The sequence below is a fragment of the Sphingobacteriaceae bacterium GW460-11-11-14-LB5 genome (genome assembly GCA_002151545.1).
Taxonomy (GTDB): domain Bacteria; phylum Bacteroidota; class Bacteroidia; order Sphingobacteriales; family Sphingobacteriaceae; genus Pedobacter.
Window position 1 is genome coordinate 238,565 of sequence record CP021237.1, and the last position, 26,687, is coordinate 265,251.

The following is a 26,687-nucleotide window of genomic DNA, read 5'->3' on the forward strand; positions in this document are numbered from 1 at the left end:
ATGAAAATAAACATAAAAAATATCGCTGCTTTGTTGTTGCTAAGCGGTGCTATCATCGGGAACTCGGGATGTAAGAAGTTTTTAGATGAAACAGATCCCACCAATCTTTCGCCCAGCAGTTTTTATACTTTACCAGAACATGCAGAAGCAGGTATTGCCGCGGTTTATGCAGAAATCAGGTTTATCGGGGCCGGTGCTGGTATTTATTCCAACAACTGGCAAATGCTGGATGCACCAACGGGGATACAATCAACTGAAACCGCGCAAAACTCCGATCTGAACAATTTATATTCTCTGATTTATGATGGAACAAACCTTCATGTTAACCAAACCTGGAACGGTTTCTATAAGGTAATTGCGCAAACCAATCTGGTGTTGGATAAAGTTCCGGGCATTAACCCGATGGATAATGCACAGAAAAAAAGGATTTTGGGCGAGGCATCTTTCATCAGGGCCTGGGCCTATTTTTACCTGGTGCGTTTATGGGGTGATGTACCTTTGATTACAAAACCAATTACCAGTCCTAACGACCCCAATTTTTCTCCTTCCCGCACACCGCAGGAGCAGGTTTACAAACAGATTGTTGATGATCTGGTGACTGCAGAGGCAGCTGGTTTGCCTTTTATGGATGCAAGTGGACGTGTTTCTACAGCAGCCATTAAATCTGAACTGGCAAAAGTATATTTAACCATGGCCGGACAGCCCCTTAACAAAGGTGCAGCTTATTATAAATTAGCTGCAGATAAAGCGAAAGAGGTCATCGATTATTCAACCGGAAATCCGGCATTACTCGGTTTGTTTCCAGCTTACGGAGCGTTGCATGATGCAAAAAATGACAATAAAGTAGAGCATTTATTCGGCATCCAGTACAATGATGCTGCCGGATTTGGCAACCCCTTACAGTCGTCATACCTGCCATTGCACCAGCCATTGGTTTCTAAAATTGATGGAATTGGAACTTCTATCCCAACTGCCAGTTTTTATGGCTCGTATGAGGCCGGAGATTTAAGGGCTAAAAACAGAGATGGTTATTTCTTTACCGACTATTATACCGATGGCTTTAAAATGCCGCTGATTAACCGTGGTAAACCTTATGTTTTTAAACATTTCGATCTGATTGCAAATGGAACGTTAGGGGTGGAGGGTACCAGCAGAAGCGATTTGAATATTCCACAGATCCGTTATGCAGAAACACTCTTAATTTATGCTGAAGCGCAGAACAGGGCAGATGGTAGTGCGAATGTTGCGGCCTACGCTGCGGTAAATGCTGTGCGGAAAAGAGCACAACTGGCTGATCTGGCAGGTTTGGGCCAGACACAGTTTGAAGAAGCCGTATGGAGGGAACGCTGGCACGAGTTATGTTATGAAGGCATTACCTGGTTTGATATGGTGAGGTTGCGTAAAGTATATAACGAAACCACTAATGGTTTCGATAATTTTGTTGGCCACATTAATAAAAGTGTAAACCAGCCTTTGCAAACCAAACATTTGTTGTTCCCGATTCCGACTTCGGAAATCAAAAATAATCCTAACCTGACTCCAAATCCAGGTTACTAAGCAGGTATTAAAGTGGTTGGTGGTACATCGACCATAAATAAAAAAACGGGTGTCCGATATGAGGCACCCGTTTTTGTTTCAATAACGTTATTTATTGTCCTTTCATTTCCTAAACCTAAGAATTATCATCTATATCGTTGACTGGAAATGAATGGTTCCTTGTTTTTGGCACCTTTTGTCCCGCTTTTCCTCCTGCCAATTTGAAGGAAATTGGCATCCGTTTCAATCGGGTTTATTTAACTCAAACCAGTGCAAGAACTGAAACTTTTCCTCCGCAGATAGATGAATCTCAAATTTTCCCAAGCTCACCATCAATAAAGGCAAGCTCTTCCTTACTGATCTCAAAGTCCATTGCAGCTGCATTTGATACCGCTTGCTCAGCATTCCTGGCACCTGCCAGTACAACGGTGATGCCTTGTTGAAGCGTTGTCCAGCGCAGGACCAATTGCGCAATGCTGGCATTTTTCTCTTTTGCCAATGGCGAAATGCGCTCCAGAAATGTTTTAACAGCGTCAAGATCAAACTGACTAAAATATCCATTACGGTGGTCGTCAGCTTTAAGTTTTTCTTTTTCAAAATACTTGCCCGATAACAGCCCTCTTTCCATTGGGCTATAAGCAATAATGCCGATATTATTTTCCAATGTGTAAGGGATTAAATCATCCTGGATAGCCCTGTTGAGCATGCTAAATGGTACCTGGTTTGATGCTGGCAGATTTACAGCAGCAGCTTTTTCCAGCAATGCATGATCAGCATTCGAAAGCCCGGCGGCCAGTATTTTACCATCTTTAATGAGCTGTGCCATGGCCTCCATTACCTCATCTATCTCGGTTGTTGGATCGGGCCAATGTTGCTGAAGAAGATCAATATAATCCGTATGCAGGCGTTTAAGGCTGTCTTCAACCTCTTTAATAATCGATGCCTTTGTAGCGTAGCGATAAATGGGTACCGCTTTACCATCGTTTTGTGCATCAAAAAAATGTTCGCCTGCACCATTATTGCTACCGTCCCAAACCAGGCCGAATTTGGTTAATAATTGTATTTTAGTTCGGTCGTACCCTTTAATGGCTTCACCGATTAGCGCTTCACTAAGTCCAAAGCCATAAAAAGGAGCCGTATCAATTGTCGTTATTCCATTATCTATTGATGCTTTAACTGACTCGATAGAATCCTTTTTTTCGTTTCCTCCCCACATATTGCCACCGATGGCAAAGGCGCCATATGCGATTGCTGATAACTCCAGCCTTGTATTTCCTAGTTTTCTGTATTCCATGATATGTACTATTTTTTGTGAGGCAAAATTTCACAAATAGCTGCTATTATCAAAATAAGTTAAATTGCATGATGGTATCAGAAAAATGATAGTATTGAGCGCTGTTCATGAAAGGGAAAGGTACTAGGCTCTGCTTTTCATGACAAATGTATTCGGTGTTCGTTGCGCTTCCGTGGCTAAGTAAATCACACTAACAAGAGCCGTGTTTAGCTGTGCCATCTGTGGTTCATCGTGCCCATAAATATAAAACCCTAAATTAATTACATCGTTGTAAATTCAATCTGACGCAGATTTAGGGCTTATTCTGATTATAGTTTTTTATATCTGGCGCTGCGGGTTTTTATATTAGATAAAATAAGTCTAACCAAATCATCCATGTTCAAGAGTCAAGCAAGGCAGCCATTTGCCAGCGTTATTCCTTTTTTTTCAGGCTAATATCCATTTCAATTTCAGCAGCCGATTTGCTATTAACTTATTGTGATCTGAAATTTCACAGGTAATCATTAACTAAACTATAACTATGAGTAAAATTTACAACCAAAGAGGAGTATTGCTATACCTCGGGCGTATCTGCGCAGGTAAAGCAAAAATTTTAGCGGTTTTGCTGCTGGTGCTGTCCGGGAGTTTTAGCGCTTTTGCCCAAACCGTTATTGTGGGTACCATTAAAGATAATAAAGGGATCACGCTTCCGGGCGTAAGCGTAAGGGTAAAAAATACATCGGTCGGAACCTTAACCGATGCTGCGGGTAAGTATAGCATAAAGGTTCCTGATGGCAACCAAACCCTGGTATTCACCTTTATCGGTTTTACCACACAAGAAGTGACCTTAAATGGGCGAAGCACCATCAATATTACGATGGATGACGGTGCACAAGGCCTTAACGATGTAGTGGTCATTGGATACGGTACTGCACAGAAAAAAGATGTTACCGGTGCGGTTTCGAGCATTAAAGCCACGCAGCTGGAAAACGAAAATCCAAATAGTGTTACCGATATCCTTCGTGGTAACATCCCGGGTTTAACGGTTGGTTTTAACAATAGCGCTAAAGGTGGCGGAGATCTGCTCGTACGCGGAAAAACAACGCTAACGGGGACCACAACACCGCTGATTGTGTTAGATGGGGTTATTTTTATCGGTCAGCTGTCTGATATTAACCCTAATGATATTGAATCGGTTGATGTACTTAAGGATGCAAGTTCGCTTGCGGTTTATGGAGCAAAAGCAGCAACCGGTGTAGTCGCCATTACCACCAAAAAAGGAAAAAGCGGTGCACCAACCATTACGGTAAATACAAACTTCGGGATGGCTACCCTGGCTCAAGATCAACCTGTGTACGATGGTCCAGGTTTTTTGAACTGGCGTGCCGATGTACAACGCAGTGGCGGGGTAAATCCACCTTACATTTATAACGATCCCAATAACCTGCCAGAAGGCGTAACGCTTACCCAATGGTTAAACGGGCAAACCACCACCAATCCAACCGATCTTTGGTTAAGCCGTCTGGGTCTTTTGGCTAACGAAAAGGCCAATTATCTTGCCGGAAAAACAACCGATTGGTACGATATGCTTTTTGTTACCGGCCAACGCCAGGATCATACCCTCAGCCTCAGCGGGAAAAAAGAAGAGGTTTCCTATTACATGTCCTTAGGTTATCTTAAAAACGAAAGCATTATTGCCGGAGGAGGCTTCAGTACCTTCCGTACCCGGTTAAATCTGGAAGGTAAAGCGGCTAAGTTTTTAACGCTGGGTATGAATCTGCAATTTGCCGACCGCGATGAGGGAGCTATTGAAGCCCAGTTTTCGCAACTGCCAGATTTATCTCCTTACGGCGATTTTTATAATGCAGATGGCTCTTTAAGAAGAATCCCTACCGATGATAACGGCCTCAATGCCCGTAATCCTTTTCTCGACCGGACTTATAATTCAAGGTTGCAAAAACAAAGCACTTTGTTCGGTAGTCTTTATGCCAAAGTGCAATTGCCGTTTGGGATCACTTACCAGGCAAATTTTAGTCCGGGTTTAGATCAGTACCGCACCTTTAATCACCAGTCTTCTAAAAATCCAAATGTAACCATACCTGGTGGTTCAGCATCAAGGGCACAGGAAACCAGATACAACTGGCAGCTGGATAACCTCTTAAAATGGAACCGGACTATTGCAAGAGATCATAACATTGATGTAACGCTATTGGTCAATGCCGAGAAATATTCTACCTGGTATACCATCGCCAGTAATGAAGGCTTTGCACCAACTGATGTATTGGGATTTCATAACATTCAAAGCGGTAATAAACCAACCGTAAGCAGCGATGATAAAGTTTATACGGGCGATGCTTTACTGGCCAGAGTGAATTATTCGTACAAAGGTCGGTATGCTTTAACAGGCTCTGTTCGTAGAGATGGGTATTCTGCTTTTGGAGCCTCTAAAAAACGGGCTAATTTCCCTGCAGCGGCGGTAGCCTGGACCGTAAGTGAAGAAAACTTTTTGAAACCGGTTAAATGGATCGACTTTTTAAAACTGCGTCTATCTTACGGTATCAATGGAAACAGAGAAATCAGGGATGCGAACAACGTCATTGATCCATATGTTGCCATCCAGACTTTAACCGGAGGCAAGTATCAATCCGTTAGCGGTAGCGGTACACCAGGAGAGGTGAATACCGTGGTAAACAGCCCGCGTTTGGGTAATCCAAACCTGGAATGGGAAAAGACAAAATCGTTGAATCTTGGTTTGGATTTTGGATTTTTGAACAATAGAATCAACGGATCTATTGAACTTTATGATAAGAAAACATCAGATCTTTTAATCGGCCAGTCCTTGTCATCTGCATCGGGTTATGCAAATGTTATTGCCAATTTAGGTCGTGTAAATAACAGGGGGTTTGAGCTGAGCATCACCAGTAAAAACTTTACAGGTGGAAATATTACCTGGAGCACTTCAGCAAACCTGTCGCTTAACCGCAATAAAATTGTTGGCCTGGCCACACCGAATGATGATCCGGGTAACGGATGGTTTATTGGTAAAGACATCGATGTAATTTGGGAGTATCAAATTTTAGGCGTATGGCAGGAAAATGAAGTAGCAGAAGCCAATAAATTTAACAAGGGCATTAAGCCAGGTGATTTTAAATTATTGGATGTGGATGGAAATTATGTGTACAACGATCTGGATAAACAGTTTATCGGCTACAAAAGCCCAAGGTTCAATTGGTCGTTCCGCAACGATTTTAATATCTATAAAAATTTCGATTTTTCATTCCAGCTTATCTCAAGCTGGGGACAGCTTAGGGCCGATAACCAGACCAAAAACCAGCCCGGAAGTGTAGGTTTTGGCCGATCGAGCTCTTATGTTATCCCTTATTGGACACCAGGTAATCCCCTTAATGATTATGCCCGCCTAAACTCGGGTTTAAGTGGGGTTAGTTTTAATGCTTACCGTAAAAGCTCGTTCATCAGGTTAAATACCATTGCACTCGCCTATAGCCTGCCAAAAGATTTTCTGGGCAAACTCAGGATACAAAATGCAAAAATATATGCCAATGTAAGTAATGCGGGTGTATATGCCCCAAATTGGAACCAATGGGATCCGCAAACTGCAGATAATAACGGAAATCCTGTTCCAACACCTAGAGTTTACACTTTCGGACTGAATGTTACCCTTTAAAAAATGAAGAAGATGAATATCACATATAAAAAAATAATTCCGTTTGTGGCCCTGGCCCTTCTGCTGTCGGCAAATGGATGTAAAAAATCAAATCTGGATTCAGAATTATTGTCGCAACTGGAACCGCAAACCGCTTTAACGAGTGTAGCGGCGATGAAAGCGGCTATTGCAGGCATTGGAGCCAATGTGAGGAGAGAATTTACAGGCGATATGGCACCGATCGTTACCGAATCTATCTTTTCGGAAGTTGCTGTAGATGGAACAACGGATAAAACCACACAAGCCCAGGATATGGATACCCGGATAACACCGGATGCCAACCTGGATAACCCCGATTTTAACAGGATCGGGTTTTACTGGACTGAAGGTTTTAGAGGGGTACGTATGGCCAATACCGTTATTACCTATATCGACAATGTAACCTATAAAGATGAGGCCGAAAAAAATGCTATTCTTAGTGCTGCCTATTTTTATCGTGCCTATTACTATTATCGTTTGGTACACCAATTTGGCGATGTGCCATTGAATTTAAAAGATATCACCTCCCCTAAACTGGATTATTTTTCTACCCGCCGTGAGGTGATATTAAAAAAAATGCAGGAAGATCTTTTATTTGCCGAAAAATGGTTGAAAGATAATGTAGATCGTGGTGATGTTACCAAAGGTGCGTGTAGCCACCTGCTGACCAAAGTTAACCTTGCTTTGGGTGATTTTGATGCAGCCATCACCTCAGCCAACAATGTCATCAACAGTGGGACGTATAGCTTAATGCGGAACCGTTTCGGGAGTACCGCTGGTGATGCCAGTAAAAATGTGGTTTGGGATTTGCACCGGATGGATAACAAGGCCATTCCTGCCAACCGTGAGGCACTTTTTTTAACCATCGACAGAGAAACGCTTGCAGGTGCTACCGATTTGGGATCGCAGGTAATGCGTAACTGCGTACCTGCCTGGCATTTTGCCAATTTGAAAACACCATCTGGTGCCACCCAGGCCATTGTTGATGGCGTTAATGTAGAAATACCCTTAACTTTAATGTACGGCAGAGGGATTGGGCGCTACCGTGGTACCGCCTATAGTACCAAAAACATCTGGACAGATAATACCGATTACCGCCACGCCCCAGGCATGTGGATGAACATGACCGACCTGGTGTATAACAATCCTGCTATTAAAACAGGAAGTAACGTTGCTGAAAGAGCGTTATATGGCAAACCTCTGGTAGATGTGACCCCCGGCAATGTAAATAACATGTTTCTGAACAAAGGTTTAGATACCATCCGCCATTTTTTCGGCTGGCCACACTATAAAACTTTTATCAATTCTACCAATGCACTTGCGGCTGATAAATATTGGACGCCGCCAAGAGGAACCAATACCGACTGGTATATCTTCCGTTTGGCCGAAACCTATCTGTTAAGGGCTGAAGCTTACTATTGGAAAGGCAACCTTGCTTTGGCCATGGCAGATTTAAACCAGGTACGCTCGCGGGCCAATGCAGCTTTGCTAACCGATGCTTCGGCAATTAACATCGGCACCATACTGGATGAAAGAGCAAGAGAGCTGTTTTATGAGGAGCCGCGAAAAACAGAACTTACCCGCATTGCCTATATCTTCGCAACGACTGGAAAGCCTGCCTACAACGGAAAAACCTATAACCTTGCCTCTTTCTCTGATAATAATTTCTTTTACGACAGGATTATCGAAAAGAATGATTTTTACCGCAACAAGGTGCCTACTGTATTGGGCGTAAATTTCAGGATTTCTCCATACCACGTGCTTTGGCCGGTTCCGGCAGCAGCGCAGCGTTTTAATACAGAAGGCCGCATCAATCAAAATAAAGGGTACACCGGTTATGAAAACAATGTTCCGGCCCTGGATAAGATTCCATAGATAGTTAATTGTTTAGCGGGTTAGTGCTTAGTTATATATAATAAACACTAACCCCTAATCCCTAACCTGTAAAAGGTTACGAGGCACCAAACGCTAACCACATTGTAACGCTTAAACATCCTTTACCTATGGAAAATAAACCTGTTACATTAAAATTAATTGCAAAAGAATTAAAGCTGTCTATTTCTACCGTTTCCAAATCGTTAAAAGATTATCCACGGATTAAAGAGAGTACCAGGCTTCGGGTAAAAGAACTCGCCGCCAGATTAAATTTTACGCCCGATATTTCTGCGCTAAGGCTTAGAGACCGTAAATCGAGGATTATTGGCATTATACTGCCCAATCTTTCCGACCATTTCTTCACGCGTAGCATTTATGGCATGGAACAGCTGGCTACAACAAACGGTTACAATATTATTATCAGTCAATCGCACGATAATTTTGAAATGGAGGTGACCGCTGCGGCCACGCTTTTAGGATCGAGGGTTGATGGGTTAATTGTTGCCATTTCCAAACATACCTCTGATTTCGCCCACCTCGATCAATTCGAGAAAATCGGGATCCCTGTGGTTTATTATACCCGCAATCCGAGCTTTAACCTTAACTGCCATAAAGTATTAGGTAATACCCACCAGGGATGTTATATGGCTACAGAGTACCTGATTAACCGCGGGCATAAAAGAGTAGCTTACCTGGGCGGACCAAAAATGGTTAATTTCAGTCACGATCGATTCTCCGGATACATTAATGCACTTAAGGATAACGAAATCCCTTTTAATGCCAACCATGTGGCCTATACCGATTTTGATGATGAAAATACCCTGGCGGCCATTAAAAACCTTTTTAACGATCCTGAAAACGGACCGACAGCTTTAGTGGCTTTTAAAGAAAAGTTGTTGTTCGATACGATTAAATTTTTGCGTTCGGTTGAGCATCCTTATGCTAAAAAACTCGAATGTATTGGTTTCGGTAACGATCCCATTATAACTTATCTCAGCACTCCGCCAATTGCTTCGATCGAAGAAAATCCCGAGGCCTTAGGCGAACAGGCTGTTATGTTGCTGGTGAAACTCATTAATGGCGATATTGAAGCCAGGGATTATAAAAAAGTAATTGTGAACTGCAGTTTAAAAATCCACGAATCTTACGCCATATTATAAAACAAGGTTTTCTAATACTTTAATCGAAAATATTTCAATCGTTGTAACATCAGTTAAACCCCATTTAGCTGTTTTTAAGGTCGTTGTCGTCTGTTTGGGATTACATTTTTGATTAGGTTAGGGTATCAGATCAAGCTAACCCAAGAATAAAAAACAGCGACCAAATTAAATCCGTAATAAACTATCAAGGATAGGATATTGCATTTCACCCGAAAAAAAATCACTAACCAAATTTAAATCTAAACTAAAATTAACATGAGTCAGAAAATGAATTCAACGCATTTTATTGCATCACTAGTGCTTATATTTTCCCTTAGCCTTTATGGTTGCCAGAAAGAAAAAGTAGCAGAATCAATCCCCGAAAACATCGATGTTGCCGCGCAATCAAATGCCAAAGCGACTACAGAAGCTATTCCAAGTAGCATCAATACCGGTTTTACCCATGCCGATGGGACATACACTTATGGCGAAGCCAGTGCCGATTTTGGTGGCGCGACCTTAACGGGCTGGAACGAAAGCAGGGCCTACATTTCGGGTAATTGGGCCAGGGCTACCCTTGCACCTAATTCTGTTTCAAATGGTTTAATCGCAGGTGCTGACATATCAGATGGTTCAGCATACGAGGCTACCTTTAAAGTACGTTTCCATAGCCAGTTCGATTGGAGCAGGGGTGGAAAAGTTGGCTTCGGCTTCCTGATTGGGGAGGGTAATACCGGATGCGACATTGCCAGCGACGGAAACGGAGGAAGTTTACGCTTAATGTGGTACAATACCGGTAGCCGTGTGTTTTTTCAGCCCTATGTTTACCACAGAGATATGGCTGGCCCTTGCGGCGATACCTTCGGCAAGTCTTACCCTTCATCGGGTAGCCTGGTAAAAGGCGATACTTATACCGTTCATCTTTATGTGAAAAGCAATACCGGATCGAATAAAAATGGACAGGTACAAGTAATCATCAATGGAACAACGGTATTGGATCAATCTATCCGCTGGACGACCAACGATGCACAACGTTTGATTAAGAGGTTATCATTCCACAATTTTAGAGGTGGAAAAGATGTAGCCGTTTGGGGCTCAAGCCAAACCAGCTATATTTATTTCGATGATCTTGTGGTGAATAAGATTCAGTAATTTAAAAGATTATCAAGTATAGAATCCTTAAATAAAGTCGTCATCTCGACTGAAGCGCAGCGAAATGGAGAGATCTATAGTATTTAGATTTAGCTTCGCTGAGCACTACGTGGTTCTCGGCTGCGTTGCACTCCGCTCGAAATGACGACCTTTTGCCAATTTTTAAACAGTTTATGTGCTTTAATTGTTTATCTCGACATGACAATCGCATCCAATGAGTAATTAAAAAATCCCTTTTTTAATCAATTACCGCTTTACCACTTCAGCCTTTACATTTTTAAAACGGTTCTCCCCAATGATATTGTCAAAAGGAGCAACACTTTGCATTACTGGTGAAGGGTATCTTTTAATATCGAATTTCCCTGTCCAGTCTGCATCCTTACTATCGCCAATCAATATCCCGGTTGTGGCATTCGATAGGGTGTTATTTTTTATCGTACAATTGCTTGCTGCGATATAAAAACCAATTTCTTCTTTTCCTTTTGCCATGCCATACATTAACCGAATGGCTGTTTGGATGCCATCAATTTTATTATTGATCACCATGTGCCCCGTTCCATTAATCCTAATGCCGCCTGTACCACCTTTAAATGTATTATCGGCAATTACACAATTATGTCCGCCACGCATCACCAGTTCCCCGTCGTTATCTTCGAAATAATTGTTCAGGTATTTATTGCCACTGCTTTTATTGCTGATCACTTCGTTTTCGCCATTACAGTGGATAAACCTGTTTTTATGTACAGTACTTTCGGGACGCTGATTTCCCAGCAATACCGGGTCTTGACCTACCTGTATGCACTCACCACCATTACCGTTTGGCCAGCTCACCTTCACTTTATCACTAAAAATATTATTTTCAATCAGCGTAAATTTCGGATAAGATTCTTTGGTGATTTTAACCTGCACATCCTGGTTATCGACATTTGCCACAAAACTACAACCATCTATAACATTATTGCTGCCATTACCTGATACGATTACCAAGGGCGTAAACTGCGATTGAACTTGATTTGCAGAAAAATTACAGCCTGATATCCTGCAATTATTGCTGGTGTTTAGTTCAATGAGCACACCCGTTTTGCTTAGTACCGCATTTTTGAAATTAATCCCCTTTATAAAAATATAATCTCCGGAAATTTTAAAAACCGGTTTAGTAATGCTCCCTGAAAAAGTAACCAATCCCGATTTCTCTGCACGGATAATAATCGGTTTGGCCAGGCTACCTTTAGCGCTGATGGCTATCGCCCAATTGTTATAATTTCCATTTTTAATTTCTACTTCATCGCCCGGAACCAAAATAGATTCAATTGCCTTCAATTCCTTTTCACTGCTGATAAGGTAAACTTTAGCAGCAATTTTTTGGGTAAAAACAAGAAAAAAGAAAATATAGGTAACGAATTTTTGGATCATTTTTAGCAGCTATTTATTGTTCATCAAACATACTAAAGCAAAGGGGGATATCACACTTACTAAAAGGTTTTTATCAGTAATTTTACAGCCTTTAACCAGTGTATAGGCGGGTTTTAAGACAATTCGTAAATTGAGTTTAAAAAAATAAAAGGCGCAAGAAGGCTTTTTTAATTTATTAGGCTTATTTTTGCGCCAAATTATAGAACCACACAGGCGACTAATTCATACCTGTGCGCCTCGACAATCATTAGAAAAACTAATATTTTACCAATGACAAACGACAAAAAAGAAATATTCGAAAGCGTAGCACAACGTTTAAAAATTGAAGGTTTTAATGTAGTAAACCGTGATGAAACCCGTCCTTGGGGTGGTTTCTTTGTAATAGACGAAGCGCAGGCGCAACAATTTGCCGATACTTATTTTGATGGTTTAAATGTTGAAGACCTTAAAATTGGTGGTAAATTAAGCCCGAAAATTTTAATCGTTGCACCAAATACACGTCTTTCGTGGCAATATCACCACCGCAGAGCTGAAATCTGGCAAGTGGTTACGGGTACAGTTGGTATCAAAACCAGCCAAACAGATGAAGAAGGTGAAGTGAAAAAATACGCACCAAAAGACCAGATCAAATTACAACAAGGCGAACGCCACCGTTTAATTGGTTTGGAAGACTGGGGTGTTGTGGCTGAAATATGGCAACATACTGATGCTTCAAACCCATCAGATGAAAGCGATATCGTACGTGTTCAAGACGATTTCGGCAGATAATAAAATAATTTAAAAATGGAATCCTGTTCTATACCCTGGAACAGGATTCTTTTTGTCTAAACGCTTAAACCAGCCTAGTTTTTATACACCATGAAAAACTAAACGCCCTCAAAATACGTTTATATAGCATACACCCCATACATGATCATCTTCATTTTTTTTCTTTGCCATTGGTTTTTATCCCTGTTTAGCCAAACCTTTTTCCTTCACCGTTACTCATCACACAAGATGTTTAAAATGGAGCTTTTTTGGGAACGGTTTTTCTACCTGGTATTGCTGATTTCGCAGGGTTCTTCATTTTTAAACCCGCGTGCATATGCCATTCTGCACCGGATGCACCACGCTTACAGCGACACAGAGAAAGATCCACATTCTCCACATTTTTTTAAGGATGTTTTCGGGATGATGATTGCAACGAAAAATATGTACATGAATTACCTGCAATTTAAGATACAGCCAGAACCAGCTTTTCAGGGGAATTATCCTGAATGGCCGATGGTTGATAAGATTGGAAATTCATGGGCCTGGAGAATTGCATGCGGGCTGTTTTATATCGGCTTTTATGTGGCTTTTGCCAATTACTGGTGGATGTATTTATTGTTGCCTATTCACTTTTTAATGGGACCGCTGCATGGCGCAATTGTAAACTGGTGTGGTCATAAATATGGCTATTCAAATCACGATAACGACGACCATAGCAAAAATTCATTACCCTGGGATTTCTTGCTGATGGGTGAGCTTTTTCAGAACAACCACCACAAAAAACCAAACAGTCCTAACTTTGCTACCAAATGGTGGGAATTTGATCCAACCTATCCGGTAATGAAGGTATTGCACTGGATGCGTATTATTAAGATCAGAAAGGTTTAAGGAGAGGTTGAAAACATATTTAGCTAATTAATTTGCTACCCTGAGCGTAAGCAAAGGGTTGCTACACAATTATAAGGTCTGTGTCTTCACAGACCATTTTTTTTGCCCTATTTGGTTCACTCAATAGGCCTTGTCTTTTTTCGCCACGGAACCATTGAAATCACGGAATTAACGGTGCAAATTGTCATCTTGAGCCCGTTAAAGGAATAGTATAAATTTCATTTGATGATTCTCCTTCGATGCTGTTTCTTGCACAGTTTTACCCCATCTAAACCCGACAGCAGCGAAAATCCTTTTTGTTTGCAGCAACTTTAATACGCGCCGATGCTGAGGCATGAAGCAGCTGTTCATAAGCGCCAAATACCTGGTGCCCGCGCAAAAGTACCTCAAAAAGATTGTAGCGAATGGCGGGACTGCCCTAGCCGAAACAAACAGCAACATGCTTTTCAAAACACACATTTACTTTTAGCTACGGATGCACGGAAATCACGGAGAATATCCCGGGGTTTTTACAATAAAATCCTTTTTGCTTATCTTACCGTATATAGGGCAATCTGTTTTAAATAAATTTCCATTCCGATGATCAACTTCCTCAAAATTGTTTTCTCAGCCTTGTTGGTTTTTATGTGTTATAAGGTAATTGCTACCTCACTGGAGAGTAACCTGTTCGATCAATGGGACTTTCTAGGCAGCATCCCCTGGATGCGCGCCACATTGTGGGATTTTTATGCTAACATCTTCATTATCACCCTTTGGATGTTTTATAAAGAAAAAAGCATTATTCTTAAAATCTCTATGACCATTTTGTTCGTATATTTAGGTAGCATAGCAACCTTAGCCTATGTTTTGGTGCATTTATTCAAACTAAAAGATGGCGAAGGTGTTAAAGAATTACTGATTAAGGCATAGGATGTAGGATTGAGGGTGTGGGGCTTTTGCTTTGAAGTTTAATAAGCTTGCTCGTTGGGCTTTTTGGCCTTAAACCTTTTACCTTAAACCTTATGCAGCAAACCAAACATCTACTTATTATAGCCCTCATCTCTCTTATTGCCTGTTGTTTAATTATGGGCCTGGTTTGGCTCTGGGCAAAGAAAATCAAAAATGCCGGAGTAGTTGATGTTTTTTGGGCGTTGAATTTTCCGGTAATTACGCTGATTACTTTTTTTCTGTCGGACGGATTTGATCCCCGCAAAATTTTAATCTGTGGTATGTTTTTAATCGCCGAGCTCAGGCTGGGTATGCACCTTTGGCAGCGCGTTATTGGTCATTTAGATGAAGAAGAGGGGCGGTATGCGCAACTTCGTAAAGAATGGGGCGACAAAGCGGACCGGAATTTCTTTATATTTTTTCAATTTCAGGCGATATCCAATGTTATCCTGGCCATTCCGTTTTTTATTATTACGGCCAATCCTTCACAAGCTATTTCTGGTTTAGAATATATTGGCGCTGCGGTTTGGGTAATTGCATTCTTTGGTGAAATGATTGCCGACAGGCAGCTTGCTGCATTTAAAAAAGATCCGGGTAACAAAGGTAAAGTGTGCGATACCGGATTATGGTACTACAGCCGGCATCCAAACTATTTTTTCGAATGGTTAACCTGGATGGCTTATTTCATTTTTGCCCTGGCCTCGCCCTGGGGTATTCTGGCGATCATCAGCCCTGCTATTATTTTGTATTTATTAACCCGGGTTACCGGCGTTCCGAATAATGAAGAGCAAAACCTACGGAGCAAACCTGTAGCTTATCAGAAATATCAACAAACAACGAGCGCTTTTTTTCCGTGGTTTAAGAAGAAATAATTGAATTCTTCAAAAACCCTTAAACCTTTTAACCTTCTACCTTAAAATGTGGTACGATAAACTTTTAGAAAACGACAAACTTCCGGATACGGCATTGCGTATCGGCATCAGAAAATTATGCAAACAACGCCTGGATGATGAAACGCTGGGCAACGAAGAATTACAGCAGGAAAAATTTATGGACCTGGTTGCCGAGCTTAAACAATCGCCTATCGCGGTAAATACGGCCGATGCCAACGAACAGCATTATGAATTACCTACCGCATTTTTTCAGTATTGCCTTGGCAAAAACTTAAAATACAGTAGTGGTTACTGGAAAGCAGGCGTTAAAGATATAGATACCTCGGAGGATGATATGCTGGCCCTAACCTGCAAAAGGGCCGACTTGCAGAATGGCCAAAATGTTTTGGAACTGGGCTGTGGCTGGGGCTCGCTTTCGCTTTATATGTCGGCAAAGTTTCCGGAGAGTACTTTTACCGTCGTATCTAATTCTGCTACACAGAAAATTTTTATTGATGAAACGGCGAAACAGCGCGGCATACAGAACCTAACGGTTTTAACTGCCGATATGAATACGTTTACGATAGCCGATACATTCGATCGGGTAGTTTCGGTAGAAATGTTTGAGCACATGCGTAACTATAAATTCCTGTTAAACAAGGTGGCTTCCTTTATGAAACCTGATGGCAAGTTATTCGTGCACATATTTACCCACAAAACCCTAGCTTACAAGTTTGAGGTGATTGACGAAACCGACTGGATGAGTAAATACTTTTTTACAGGCGGTATTATGCCTTCCAATCACCTGTTTTTTTACTTTAACGACGACCTCAAGATCGATAAACATTGGGTAGTAAATGGAACCAATTACGGTAAAACCTCCGAAGCCTGGTTAAGCAATATGGACAAACATAAAAAGGAAATCATGCCTATTTTAGAAACGACCTACGGTAAAGATCAGGCGGTAAAATGGTGGGTTTACTGGCGGTTATTTTACATGTCCTGCGCCGAACTGTTCAATTACAATAAAGGGAATGAATGGATGGTGTGCCATTATTTATTTGAAAAGAATAAATAATGTAAGAGGTAAGATGGAAAATGATGGCTGCTAAATTTCCATCTTCCATCTCACATCTTCCGTCATCAATATTACATTGTCCATCTTACATTTTTCATTATGAAAACTCTCGCCATCATTGGCTCAGGAATAGCAGGCATGGGTTGTGCCCATAAACTGCAACACAAATATGATATTACGCTTTTCGAAGAAGCCGGTTATATTGGCGGACATACCAATACGATCACACTAGAAGAGGATGGTAAACCTATTTATCTGGATACTGGTTTTATGGTTTTTAACTATCAGACTTACCCAAACCTGACTGAAATGTTTGCAGAAATCGATGCACCGGTCATTAAAACCGATATGTCTTTCAGTGTTCAGTTTCTGCCTAAAAAGTTAGAATATAGCGGTTCGGGTTTAAACCATTTATTTGCGCAACGCAAAAACCTGTTTAACATTTCCTACCTGAAAATGCTGATACAGATTAATCGTTTCAACAAACAAAGTGTCGAGATTCTCGATAATCCAGTATATCAGGATTATTCTATTGGAAGGTTTTTTAAGGAGTTTGGTTACAGCGATGATATGCTTTGGCAATACCTGATTCCGATGAGTGCTGCAGTGTGGAGTGCGCCAATGGAACAGATTCTGGATTTCCCTGCCGTTACCCTCATCCGTTTCTTTAAAAATCATGGCTTTTTGGGTTTAGATACCCAGCATCAGTGGTACACCCTGCAAAATGGTAGTCAGTCCTACCGTGAAAAACTGATTGCACCTTTCCGCGATCGGATTAAAATCAACCATAAAATTATTTCAGTCAAACGATTAGAGAACGGTAAAGTTGAAGTCGAAAACGATAAAGGTGAAGTATTCGAATTCGATCAGGTGATTATGGCTACTCATGCCGACCAGACTTTCGAAATTGTGAAAGATAAAACGGATTTAGAAACTGAACTGCTTTCTAAATTCAAATATCAATTGAATAAAGCAGTGGTACATACCGATGAAAAACAGATGCCTGAAGCCAGGTTAGCCTGGAGTAGCTGGAATTACCGCGTAGAAAAACAGGGCGATAAGTTATTGCCGAGTACCATTTATTGGATGAATAACCTGCAGGGTGTTTCTAAAAAACAAAATTACTTTGTTTCCATTAACCCGACCGGAACCTTAAACCCTGATAAGGTTATTAAAGAAATCGATTACCATCATCCTTTGTTTGATGTTTCGGCCATGCAGGCGCAAGCGCAATTGCACAAGTTAAACGATAAGGGACCGATATATTATTGTGGTAGCTATTTTAAATATGGTTTTCATGAAGATGCGTACAAAAGTGCGGTTGATTTATGCATAGAGTTATAGAGTAGTTACGTCATTCCCAACTTGATTGGGAATCACGATTGCCCATCGAAGATAATCGTAACGCTTTAGTCTGGCTTGTATCTTGTATTAAGATTCCCGCCTGCGCGGGAATGACGTTAAGTTAGCGAGCGCGCCCTGGATATAGATTTCTCGACTGCGTTGCACTTCGCTCGAAATGACGAACTCAAAATGGAGACATGAACTATAAATTTCGTAAATTGTAATATAATGGAATTCACATCAAGCATATATACCGCAAAAGTGATGCACCATCGCTTAGCGCCAAAAAAACATTCTTTTTGGTACAGGGTGTATATGTTCTATATCGATCTGGATGAATTGGACCTGCTGAGTAAAAAGCTTCGCTGGTTTAGCCATAATAAATTTAACCTCTTTTCTTTTCGGGATGCAGAACACCTTCAATTACCAAAAGATAATCCCGATCAAACTAAAAATACCCGTCAGCATTTAGAAGATTATTTAAGAGAAAACGGGGTAGATGGTGCTAGGCTGAAAATAAAACTGCTTACCAATCTTAACGTTTTGGGCTATAATTTTAATCCGGTTTCTTTTTACTATTGTTTCGACCAACAGCACAATCCGGTTTGTTGCGTGGCAGAAATTAGTAATACCTACCGGGAAATGAAACTTTTTTTCTTTGGAAAAGACGAATTGCAGGGCGATACTTTCAAAAAAATAACCACAAAATATTTTTATGTTTCCCCATTTATAGATCATGATGATACCTTCGATTTTAAATTAAAAGTACCGGTGGATACACTCGATATTAAAATTGATGACCTGGATAAAAATGGTAATCTGTTTTTTATCAGTACCTTAAAGGGAGCGAAAAAAGCCTTAACCAACAGCAATATGCTGAAGTATTTTTTCTCCATTCCACTAATTCCATTGCAGATAATGGGCATGATCCACTGGCAGGCTTTTAAACTTTGGGTAAAAAAAATACCTTTTCACCCAAAAGCCGAAAACCCTGAGCTACAACGTAACGTATATAAGCCCTATAAACCACAAATAAAATAGATTGAAGATTATGAATACGCTTACCGCTACCAAAACATCTACAGGTTTTTTTGAAAGAGTAGTGCTTAATGCACTTTCTAAAATGACCCTGGGCAAATTAGAGCTATCATTGCCCAACGGACAAATGCTGGTTTTTGGTAATGGTGAACATAAAATTGAAGCAAATATCCAGGTCAATCACCCCGATTTTTTTAAATCAATAGCACTTTATGGCGATATTGGTTTTGGCGAAGCTTATACAGTTGGTTTGTGGGATACGACGAATATCACTAACGTAATTAAATGGGTAATCCTAAATATCGAAAATGCACCTTCTGTTACCGGGAGCAAAGTAAAATCTATGGCATTAAACCTTTTTAAATGGGTGAATAAAATTTACCATGTGCGCAGGGCGAATACACTGGCCGGATCGCAAAAAAATATTTCAGAACACTATGACCTCAACAACGATTTCTTCGCTACTTTTCTCGATAAAAGCATGACTTATTCTAGCGGTTACTTTTCTCCGGAGCACTTAAGTTTAGAAGAATCGCAATATGCCAAGTACGATCGATTGGCGAAGCAGCTAAAAATCAAAGCCACCGACCATGTTCTGGAAATCGGAAGCGGTTGGGGTGGTAATGCCATTTTCTTAGCTAAAAATTACGGCTGCAAAGTTACTTCGGTTACGATATCGAAAGAACAGCAGAAGTTAGCGATTGAAAGAGTAATGGCTGAAGGTTTAGCCGATAAGGTAACTATCCTGATTCAGGATTACCGTAAAATTGAAGGTACTTTTGATAAGATTGTTTCCATCGAAATGCTCGAAGCGGTTGGCCACCAATACCTGGAGACCTATTTCGAAAAATGCCAGGAGTTATTAAAACCCGATGGAATTTTTGCCTTTCAGGTCATTACCTCGCCTGATAGCAGGTATGATAAATTAAGAAACGGGGTTGATTGGATTCAGAAGCACATTTTTCCAGGATCACTTTTGCCTTCGGTAGCGGCGATAAATAAAGCGATAAATGAAACCGGAGATTTAACACTTGTTGATTTAAAGGATATGGGCTTAGATTATGCCCGAACATTACATTTATGGTTTATCGAATTTAATAAGAACCTTGAGCGGGTTAAGGCATTAGGTTTTGATACCACCTTTATCCGCAAGTGGAATTATTATTTGAACTATTGCGAGGCAGCCTTTGCCATGCGGAATATTAATGTTATGCAAATGGTTTATTCAAGGCCGAATAATATTTCGAGATAATGTGTAAGGTAAGATGGATGAGGTAAGATGGAAAATGTAAGTTAACTTTCCCATCTTCCTTTTCCCATTTTCCATCCCCTATGATTCCTTTTACCGATAAAAGCGTAGTGTTTGCCGACTAATTAAAAGAGTTGGAGTGAAAAGTATAGGTTATAATTGTAACAAAATGCAATTTGCGTAGACTAATTACAAAAGACTAACTTTTAACATGAAAAAACTTCTACTACTTACCTTCACCCTAGGACTATTTTTTACCGCACATGCCCAGTTTACGGGTGGCGGCTTTGGTGGAGGAGCAAAAAAATCTACTGTTACCGGACGTATTACTGCTACTATACTCGATTCATTAACTAAAAAACCAATTGATTATGCAACGGTATCGTTAATTAATACAAAGGATAATAAATCTGTTAATGGTGGTGTAACTGATGAAAAAGGAAAATTAAGCTTACAAAATGTGTCACCTGATTCATATAAATTAATGATCGGTTTTATGGGTTACAAAACAAAATCTGTTTTGGTGACCACTACGCCATCAAAACCCGATAATAATATGGGTACAATTTATATATCATCAAGCGAAAATACTTTGGCCGATGTTCAGGTGCAGGGAACCAAAGCCGTTATCGAAAATAAAATCGATAGGATGGTTTATAACGCCGAAGCGGATGGAACAAATGCAGGTGGCGATGCTACTGATGTAATGCGTAAGGTACCAATGCTTTCGGTTGATGTTGACGGAAATGTTCAGTTACGCGGTGGCGCAGTTCGTGTATTAATCAACGGTAAACCTTCCGGAACCATGGCAAGCAGTGTTGCTGATGCTTTAAAAATGATCCCTGCAGAACAAATTAAAAGTGTGGAGGTAATTACCAGTCCATCTGCAAAATATGATGCAGAAGGTTCGGGTGGTATCATCAATATCATTACTAAAAAATCAAATGCTCAAGGGGTAAGTGGAACAGTAAATGTAGCTGCCGGTACTCGTCAAAATAACGGCGCTTTTAATTTAACTGCTAAAACCGGCCGGTTAAGCGTAAACGCAAGTTTGGGTACCAATTTAGCTTATGCTCAGGATTCGAGAGTTTTATTCGAAAATAATACACGTACCGACACTATCGGGAAAACAACCATCACTAACATTATTCAGGACGGGGTATCTAAATGGAGCCGTCAAGGATATAATGGTGGTTTTGGTGCTGATTATGATTTTAACGCCTACAATAATGTAAGTACCAATTTAAAATACAATAACTTTTCAAACGGAGGCCCGGGAAGCGCTGATTATGTTTTAAATGGCATGCCTTTTAAAAATAAAAGTGATATGGATATGGGCTTTAATAATTTCGATTGGAATGTTGATTATAAACATACGACCAAAAAAGAAGGGGAAGAATTTACTATTTCTGGTCAATTATCTTCTGGGAGGAATACAACAGAATTCCAGAATGAAATTATCGGTAGTTCGTTCCCTGCTGTAAATAATAACAATACAGGTAAAAATAAAGAATACACCATACAAACAGATTATACCTATCCGTTTAACAAATCCACTACTTTGGAGGTTGGTGCAAAAGGGATTTTCAGGAACATCAATAGTGAATTTTCTAATGATGCGAACCAGGATTTTGAATACAAACAAGATGTAGCCTCTGCCTATGGGGTAATCAGCTTTAAACTGAGCAAAAAATTAAATTTTAAAGGTGGTTTAAGGTCTGAATATACCAGTATCAATTTTAATACTGCTAAAGCGGGCATCCAAAAAAACGATTACTTTAACTTATTTCCAAGTGCAATCATTTCTCAAACACTTAAGGGAAATGCAACTTTAAAACTAAGCTATAACCGTAGGGTACAAAGACCAAGTTTAGCTTATTTAAATCCTTTCCGTAATGAGAGCGATCAGTTTAATATCCGTCAGGGAGAGCCGACGTTAAGCCCTGAGTTAAGTGATAATTTTGAGCTGGGTTATTCAACTTTTATTAAAGGATCTGTAATTAATGCATCAGTATTTTATCGTCGTACAGGTGGAGTAATCGAAAGTTCTATAATTCCATTAAAAGAAAACGGCTTTGAAAAAACATTATCTACCTATATTAATGTGGGCGTAGCGCAAACTTACGGAGCTAACGTTTTTGCTTCTTATAACCCAAAACCAAAATGGACTTTGATGACTAACCTTGGGGTTAATACCTACGAGGTGAGCAATTCATTAACAAATGTAAGCACAGGTACCTATTTAAATTATAACATCTTTGGCCGTTCTGCATATGGTTTTGGTAAAGGTTACAATTTCGAATTGTTTGGTGTGGTAAATTCACCAAGAAGAACTTACCAGGGTAAAACAGATGCCATGGTATTTTATGGAGCATCGTTCAAGAAAGATATACTGAATAAAAAAGGTTCAATAGGAATTAATACCTTAAATCCATTTACCCGCGATTTACATATTAAAACGGTAAATAACTCTGTAACTACGCTCGGCAATAAAACAAGTACACTTTATCAAAGTACCAATATTTATTACCCATTGCGTTCTTTTGGTGTTAATTTTAGCTACTCATTCGGTAAATTGAAATTTACAGAAAAGAAAAAGATCAAAAACGACGATGTTAAGCAGGATCAGCAACAAGGAGGTATGGGCGGCGTTCAACAATAAAACCCAATCTAAATATATAGTTCAGGCCTCCCGATCAAATCGGGAGGCTTTTTTAGTTTTTCTTTATCCGTTTTAAAATCATCAAACTCAATGGATTGAAAGAATACCCGCTAATGTTATTTTGAAGCATTACCACCGATTGATCATAGAAAAGCGGAACAACCGGGGCATAATCCATTACCATCTGATCCATTTTGCGGTAAAGCTCAAAGCGTTTTTCGTTATCGGTTTCGTAATAGCTTTTCTCGAATAACTGATCGAATGTTTTATTGTAAAAAGCGGTATAATTCGGTCCATAAGGGACTTTGTTTTTGGAGTAAAACATAGATAGGAAGTTCTCGCCATCGCCATAATCGGCCAGCCAGGAACCACGGAAAAAGTTTACACTGTTTTTCGACATTAAATCCCTTAGGCTGGCACTTGGGCTTACATCAATTTTAGCTTTAATGCCTACTGCAGTAAGCTCGCCCTGAATAAATTCGATCAGGTCTTTATATGTTGTAGTAGTATTTAAGGTTACCTCTCCCATGCCTTTCCCTTCCGGGAAACCTGCTTCTGCTAAAAGTTTAGCGGCAAGTTTTGGGTTATAGGCATATCCCCGAACGGCCAAGCTGTCAAAACCGGGCATACCCTTGGGAATGAAACCAGAGGTTGCCGCTACGCCAATGCCATTTCTTAGGTATTTTATTAATCGGTCACGGTCGATCGCATAGTTAATGGCCTGCCTGATTTTTTTTAAGCGCAATGGCGATTTCTTCACAATCGAAAGATTGGTATCTACCAATATCCCCACATATTCGGTACACAGGTATGGGCTTTTGGTTAATGTAAATTTTCCTTTGTATTTTGAAGTCATTTTTCCGCTTTTGGTCAGGATATCATCGCGGTAGCTGCCATCTACATTATAATAAAAATCAAGATCCTTTTTCAGGAAACTCATAAAACCACTTTGTTTATCGGTAATGAAACTGGCTTTAACGGCATCGAGATAGGGTAGTGCCATTCCTTTGGCATCTTTTTCAAAATAATGGTCATTTTTTAAAAGCACCAGTATCTCGCCTTCCTTCCAGTATTTAAATTTGAAAGGGCCTGTACCGACAGGATGACTCCTGAAATCTTTACCATAATGTTCTACAACTTCCTTGGGCACAACAGAACAATATTGCGTAGTGAGTAAACTCATAAACGGTGGGAAAGGACGGACCAGTCTGATCTGGAAAGTAGAGTCGTTTAAGGCGATAAAATTATGTTTATCCTTTACTTTATCACTAAAAATCCACCCGCCTGAGGAGGCTACTTTTGGATCAATTAAGCGATAAAAACTGTATACAAAGTCGCTTGCTATAACTTTCCGTCCTTTACCGTTCTTAAAAATAGGATCATCATGAAAGTAAACATCATTGCGCAGGTTAAAAGTGTAGGTTAACGCATCTTCCGAAACCTGCCAGCTTTTGGCTATACAGGGCAATGTTTGCAAGGAGGAATCGATTTGTACCAAACCATTAAAAATCTGGTTGGTCATCCAGATCGCATTCTGGTTGCGCGCAAATGCCGGATCGATGGAGGTTAGCCCCTGATCGAGATTAATATTGAAGACTTTTTTGTCTTGATGATCAGCATGCTCCTTACATGAAAAGAATAAGCTTATACAAAAAAGACAAAATATATAATTAAATGAGCCTCGCATGCGATCAGGAATGTTATTTTTGCACAAATTAATAAATTTAATGCAGATGTCTTTTTTAAACGATTTATTTATTGGCCTTGATGCGGCTAAACAGGAAGAATTACAGGAACGTTTAGATTTAGTGGAGCACAAGATTAAATTTATGGATAAAATGCCTGTCGCCTGCTTAGATACGGACAACAATCCGGCTTATTTTTTATCAGAAGAAATTTCGCTGGCTGGCGGAATGCTAGAGACTGACATCCTTAGTGCTGTATTTATTATTTATTATCAACCCGGTAAAACGTTAACCGATTTAATGAGAGAAGTGCCTACGGCATTAAATACCAATTGGCAAGCCGTGCAAAATAACCGTATCATTTTATTGAATGATGATGTTAACCGCGAAAGAACGGCCGAAAATGCGGTTTCACTCATAGAAGATATTGCCGAAATGTTACACCCCGGTTCTTTTATCTTTGGCCACGAAGGTGATAAATGGATCAGGTTTGGCGCATAGGAATAATGTAAAATGGATGATGGAAGAGGGATAATGGGCCAGTATTTCTACCCAAAATCTTTCAACTTTTCCAATCTCCAACCTTCGCTCAAATTTCCCTAATCTGGTATTCTTCTATTTTACGGTAAAGTGTGGTTAAGCCGATACCCAATAATCGTGAAGTTTCCGTTTTATTCCCTTTGGTATGGATGAGTACTTTTTGGATGTGCTGTTTTTCTATCTGCTGCAGGTTATAATCGTTTTCTATTGGTGCAAATTCAAAAAATTCAGGAGGCAAGGCTGTAACGCTTAAGGTATCGCCATCTGACAGGATGACCAAACGTTCAATCACATTCTTAAGTTCCCTGATATTTCCTTTCCAGCTATGATCGCTCAATAAGGATAAGATTTTATCATCCATTTTTGGTGTAGACCGGTTTACCTTATCCGCAAATTCTTTCAGGTAATACTTTGCCAATGCAGGGATATCTGCTTTGCGCTCGCGTAGCGGGGGTAAGGTGATGGTAAAAACCGAAAGCCGGTAATAGAGATCGGAACGGAATTTTCCAGATGCCGCATCAGCTTTTAAATCTTTATTGGTGGCGGCTAAAATCCGAACATTTACTTGTTGTGTTTGGGTATCACCCACCTTGATAAAAGTCTGGCTTTCGAGTACACGCAATAATTTTGCCTGTAAATCGAGGTTCATTTCACCAATTTCATCCAGCAACAATGTGCCCCCGTTTGCTTCTTCCAGTAGTCCTTTTTTGTCTTTATTGGCACCTGTAAAAGCGCCGGCTTTGTATCCGAATAATTCGCTTTCCAGTAAATCAGGACTAAAACCACTGCAATTTAGGGCAACGAAGGGTTTTGCAGCCCTCGGACTCTCGTAATGAATAGATTGCGCGAAAACTTCTTTTCCAGTTCCTGTTTCGCCCAATAACAAAACGGTAGTATCGGTTGCACTCACTTTTTTCGCCAGATCAATCGCTTCCATTAAAGACTTTGATTGACCAATAATGGTTTGGAAGCTATGTTTTTTTGCGATTTTGTTTTCCAGGTCAGAAACCCGGCGTTGCAGATTTGATTTATCCATCGCCTTGTACAAAAGCGGAATAATCTTGTCGTTATCGTCGCCTTTTACGAGGTAATCAAATGCGCCGTTTTTAATAGCCAAAACGCCATCGGCAATGGTGCCATAAGCCGTAAGATTTATAATTTCGACGTAAGATTTAATAGCTTTAATATCCTTAACCAATGCAACTCCATTAACATCAGGTAGTTTTACGTCACTGATTACAATGCTTACATCGTTGTTTTTAAGCAATTTAAGGCCTTCTTTTCCAGTGTTGGCCTGCAAGGTTTTGAAACCCTCTAATTCTATAATCCTGGAAAGTAAACTGCAGATTTTCTTTTCATCATCGATGATGAGCACCATGCCATTCATAGGTAAAATTTATGCTGCAATATTAAGTATAAAAATATCGAAAGATGATGAGGTGGATAAAATAAACGGCTTGGTGTTTAAGCCCCGGACTTCAGACTGCCGACTCCGGACTTATTTTGTACCTTTTTCGTTTCCGAAGCATTAAAGTAAAAGCTTTTTAAGCATATTTGGTTTTT

General features: G+C 40.2%; 19 protein-coding genes. 15 read left to right on the forward strand and 4 right to left on the reverse strand.

Annotation, left to right across the window (positions count from 1 at the left end; genetic code table 11):
• Entirely contained in the window at positions 1-1,557 is a 1,557-nt protein-coding gene (locus CA265_00950; protein ARS38331.1) for a RagB/SusD family nutrient uptake outer membrane protein, read from the forward strand.
• Positions 1,558-1,846: 289 nt separating this feature from the next.
• On the opposite strand, the gene CA265_00955 is transcribed toward CA265_00950, so the two are convergent.
• Positions 1,847-2,830, reverse strand: coding sequence for an aldo/keto reductase (locus tag CA265_00955; protein ARS38332.1), 984 nt, complete (start codon positions 2,828-2,830; stop codon positions 1,847-1,849).
• 520 nt (positions 2,831-3,350) lie between these two features.
• Between CA265_00955 and CA265_00960 the strand changes: the two genes are divergently transcribed.
• The 4 genes from CA265_00960 (at position 3,351) to CA265_00975 (ending at position 10,678) form a co-directional block, all read left to right on the forward strand.
• Positions 3,351-6,494: a SusC/RagA family TonB-linked outer membrane protein gene (locus CA265_00960; protein ARS38333.1), complete on the forward strand. Its 3,144-nt coding sequence runs from the start codon at positions 3,351-3,353 to the stop codon at positions 6,492-6,494.
• Between the two features lie 3 nt (positions 6,495-6,497).
• Complete coding sequence (locus tag CA265_00965; GenBank protein ARS38334.1) at positions 6,498-8,387, forward strand: RagB/SusD family nutrient uptake outer membrane protein; 1,890 nt, start codon at positions 6,498-6,500, stop codon at positions 8,385-8,387.
• A 128-nt stretch (positions 8,388-8,515) separates the two neighbouring features.
• Entirely contained in the window at positions 8,516-9,547 is a 1,032-nt protein-coding gene (locus CA265_00970; GenBank protein ID ARS38335.1) for a hypothetical protein, read from the forward strand.
• A 255-nt stretch (positions 9,548-9,802) separates the two neighbouring features.
• Positions 9,803-10,678 carry a hypothetical protein gene (locus tag CA265_00975; GenBank protein ID ARS38336.1) on the forward strand — a complete coding sequence of 292 codons (876 nt, stop codon included), beginning with the start codon at positions 9,803-9,805 and terminating at the stop codon, positions 10,676-10,678.
• 246 nt (positions 10,679-10,924) lie between these two features.
• Here the strand turns inward: CA265_00975 and CA265_00980 are convergent, their stop codons facing one another.
• Complete coding sequence (locus CA265_00980; protein ARS38337.1) at positions 10,925-12,091, reverse strand: hypothetical protein; 1,167 nt, start codon at positions 12,089-12,091, stop codon at positions 10,925-10,927.
• 270 nt (positions 12,092-12,361) lie between these two features.
• On the opposite strand from CA265_00980, the gene CA265_00985 reads away from it, so the two are divergent.
• The 9 genes from CA265_00985 to CA265_01025 all read left to right on the forward strand — a co-directional run bounded on the left by CA265_00985 (position 12,362) and on the right by CA265_01025 (position 22,899).
• The gene (locus CA265_00985; protein ARS38338.1) at positions 12,362-12,859 is read left to right on the forward strand and encodes a phosphoheptose isomerase; all 498 of its coding nucleotides are present in this window, start codon (positions 12,362-12,364) and stop codon (positions 12,857-12,859) included.
• A 141-nt stretch (positions 12,860-13,000) separates the two neighbouring features.
• Positions 13,001-13,729: an acyl-CoA desaturase gene (locus tag CA265_00990; GenBank protein ARS38339.1), complete on the forward strand. Its 729-nt coding sequence runs from the start codon at positions 13,001-13,003 to the stop codon at positions 13,727-13,729.
• 579 nt (positions 13,730-14,308) lie between these two features.
• Positions 14,309-14,638: a hypothetical protein gene (locus tag CA265_00995; GenBank protein ID ARS38340.1), complete on the forward strand. Its 330-nt coding sequence runs from the start codon at positions 14,309-14,311 to the stop codon at positions 14,636-14,638.
• 92 nt (positions 14,639-14,730) lie between these two features.
• Positions 14,731-15,528 carry a hypothetical protein gene (locus CA265_01000; GenBank protein ID ARS42841.1) on the forward strand — a complete coding sequence of 266 codons (798 nt, stop codon included), beginning with the start codon at positions 14,731-14,733 and terminating at the stop codon, positions 15,526-15,528.
• Between the two features lie 46 nt (positions 15,529-15,574).
• Positions 15,575-16,606, forward strand: a complete 1,032-nt coding sequence (locus tag CA265_01005; protein ID ARS38341.1) for an SAM-dependent methyltransferase — start codon at positions 15,575-15,577, stop codon at positions 16,604-16,606.
• Between the two features lie 96 nt (positions 16,607-16,702).
• Positions 16,703-17,950 (forward strand): NADP transhydrogenase subunit alpha, encoded by a 1,248-nt coding sequence (locus CA265_01010; GenBank protein ID ARS38342.1) that lies wholly within the window; start codon positions 16,703-16,705, stop codon positions 17,948-17,950.
• Between the two features lie 228 nt (positions 17,951-18,178).
• Positions 18,179-18,991: a hypothetical protein gene (locus CA265_01015; GenBank protein ID ARS38343.1), complete on the forward strand. Its 813-nt coding sequence runs from the start codon at positions 18,179-18,181 to the stop codon at positions 18,989-18,991.
• A 10-nt stretch (positions 18,992-19,001) separates the two neighbouring features.
• Complete coding sequence (locus CA265_01020) at positions 19,002-20,240, forward strand: cyclopropane-fatty-acyl-phospholipid synthase (GenBank protein ID ARS38344.1); 1,239 nt, start codon at positions 19,002-19,004, stop codon at positions 20,238-20,240.
• 208 nt (positions 20,241-20,448) lie between these two features.
• Positions 20,449-22,899: a TonB-dependent receptor gene (locus CA265_01025; protein ARS38345.1), complete on the forward strand. Its 2,451-nt coding sequence runs from the start codon at positions 20,449-20,451 to the stop codon at positions 22,897-22,899.
• Positions 22,900-22,951: 52 nt separating this feature from the next.
• Here the strand turns inward: CA265_01025 and CA265_01030 are convergent, their stop codons facing one another.
• On the reverse strand, positions 22,952-24,586 hold the full coding sequence (locus tag CA265_01030) for an ABC transporter substrate-binding protein (GenBank protein ARS38346.1): 1,635 nt from the start codon (positions 24,584-24,586) through the stop codon (positions 22,952-22,954).
• Positions 24,587-24,626: 40 nt separating this feature from the next.
• On the opposite strand from CA265_01030, the gene CA265_01035 reads away from it, so the two are divergent.
• On the forward strand, positions 24,627-25,085 hold the full coding sequence (locus tag CA265_01035; GenBank protein ARS38347.1) for a hypothetical protein: 459 nt from the start codon (positions 24,627-24,629) through the stop codon (positions 25,083-25,085).
• Positions 25,086-25,173: 88 nt separating this feature from the next.
• On the opposite strand, the gene CA265_01040 is transcribed toward CA265_01035, so the two are convergent.
• Positions 25,174-26,511 (reverse strand): sigma-54-dependent Fis family transcriptional regulator, encoded by a 1,338-nt coding sequence (locus CA265_01040; protein ID ARS38348.1) that lies wholly within the window; start codon positions 26,509-26,511, stop codon positions 25,174-25,176.
• Positions 26,512-26,687 lie beyond the last annotated feature (176 nt).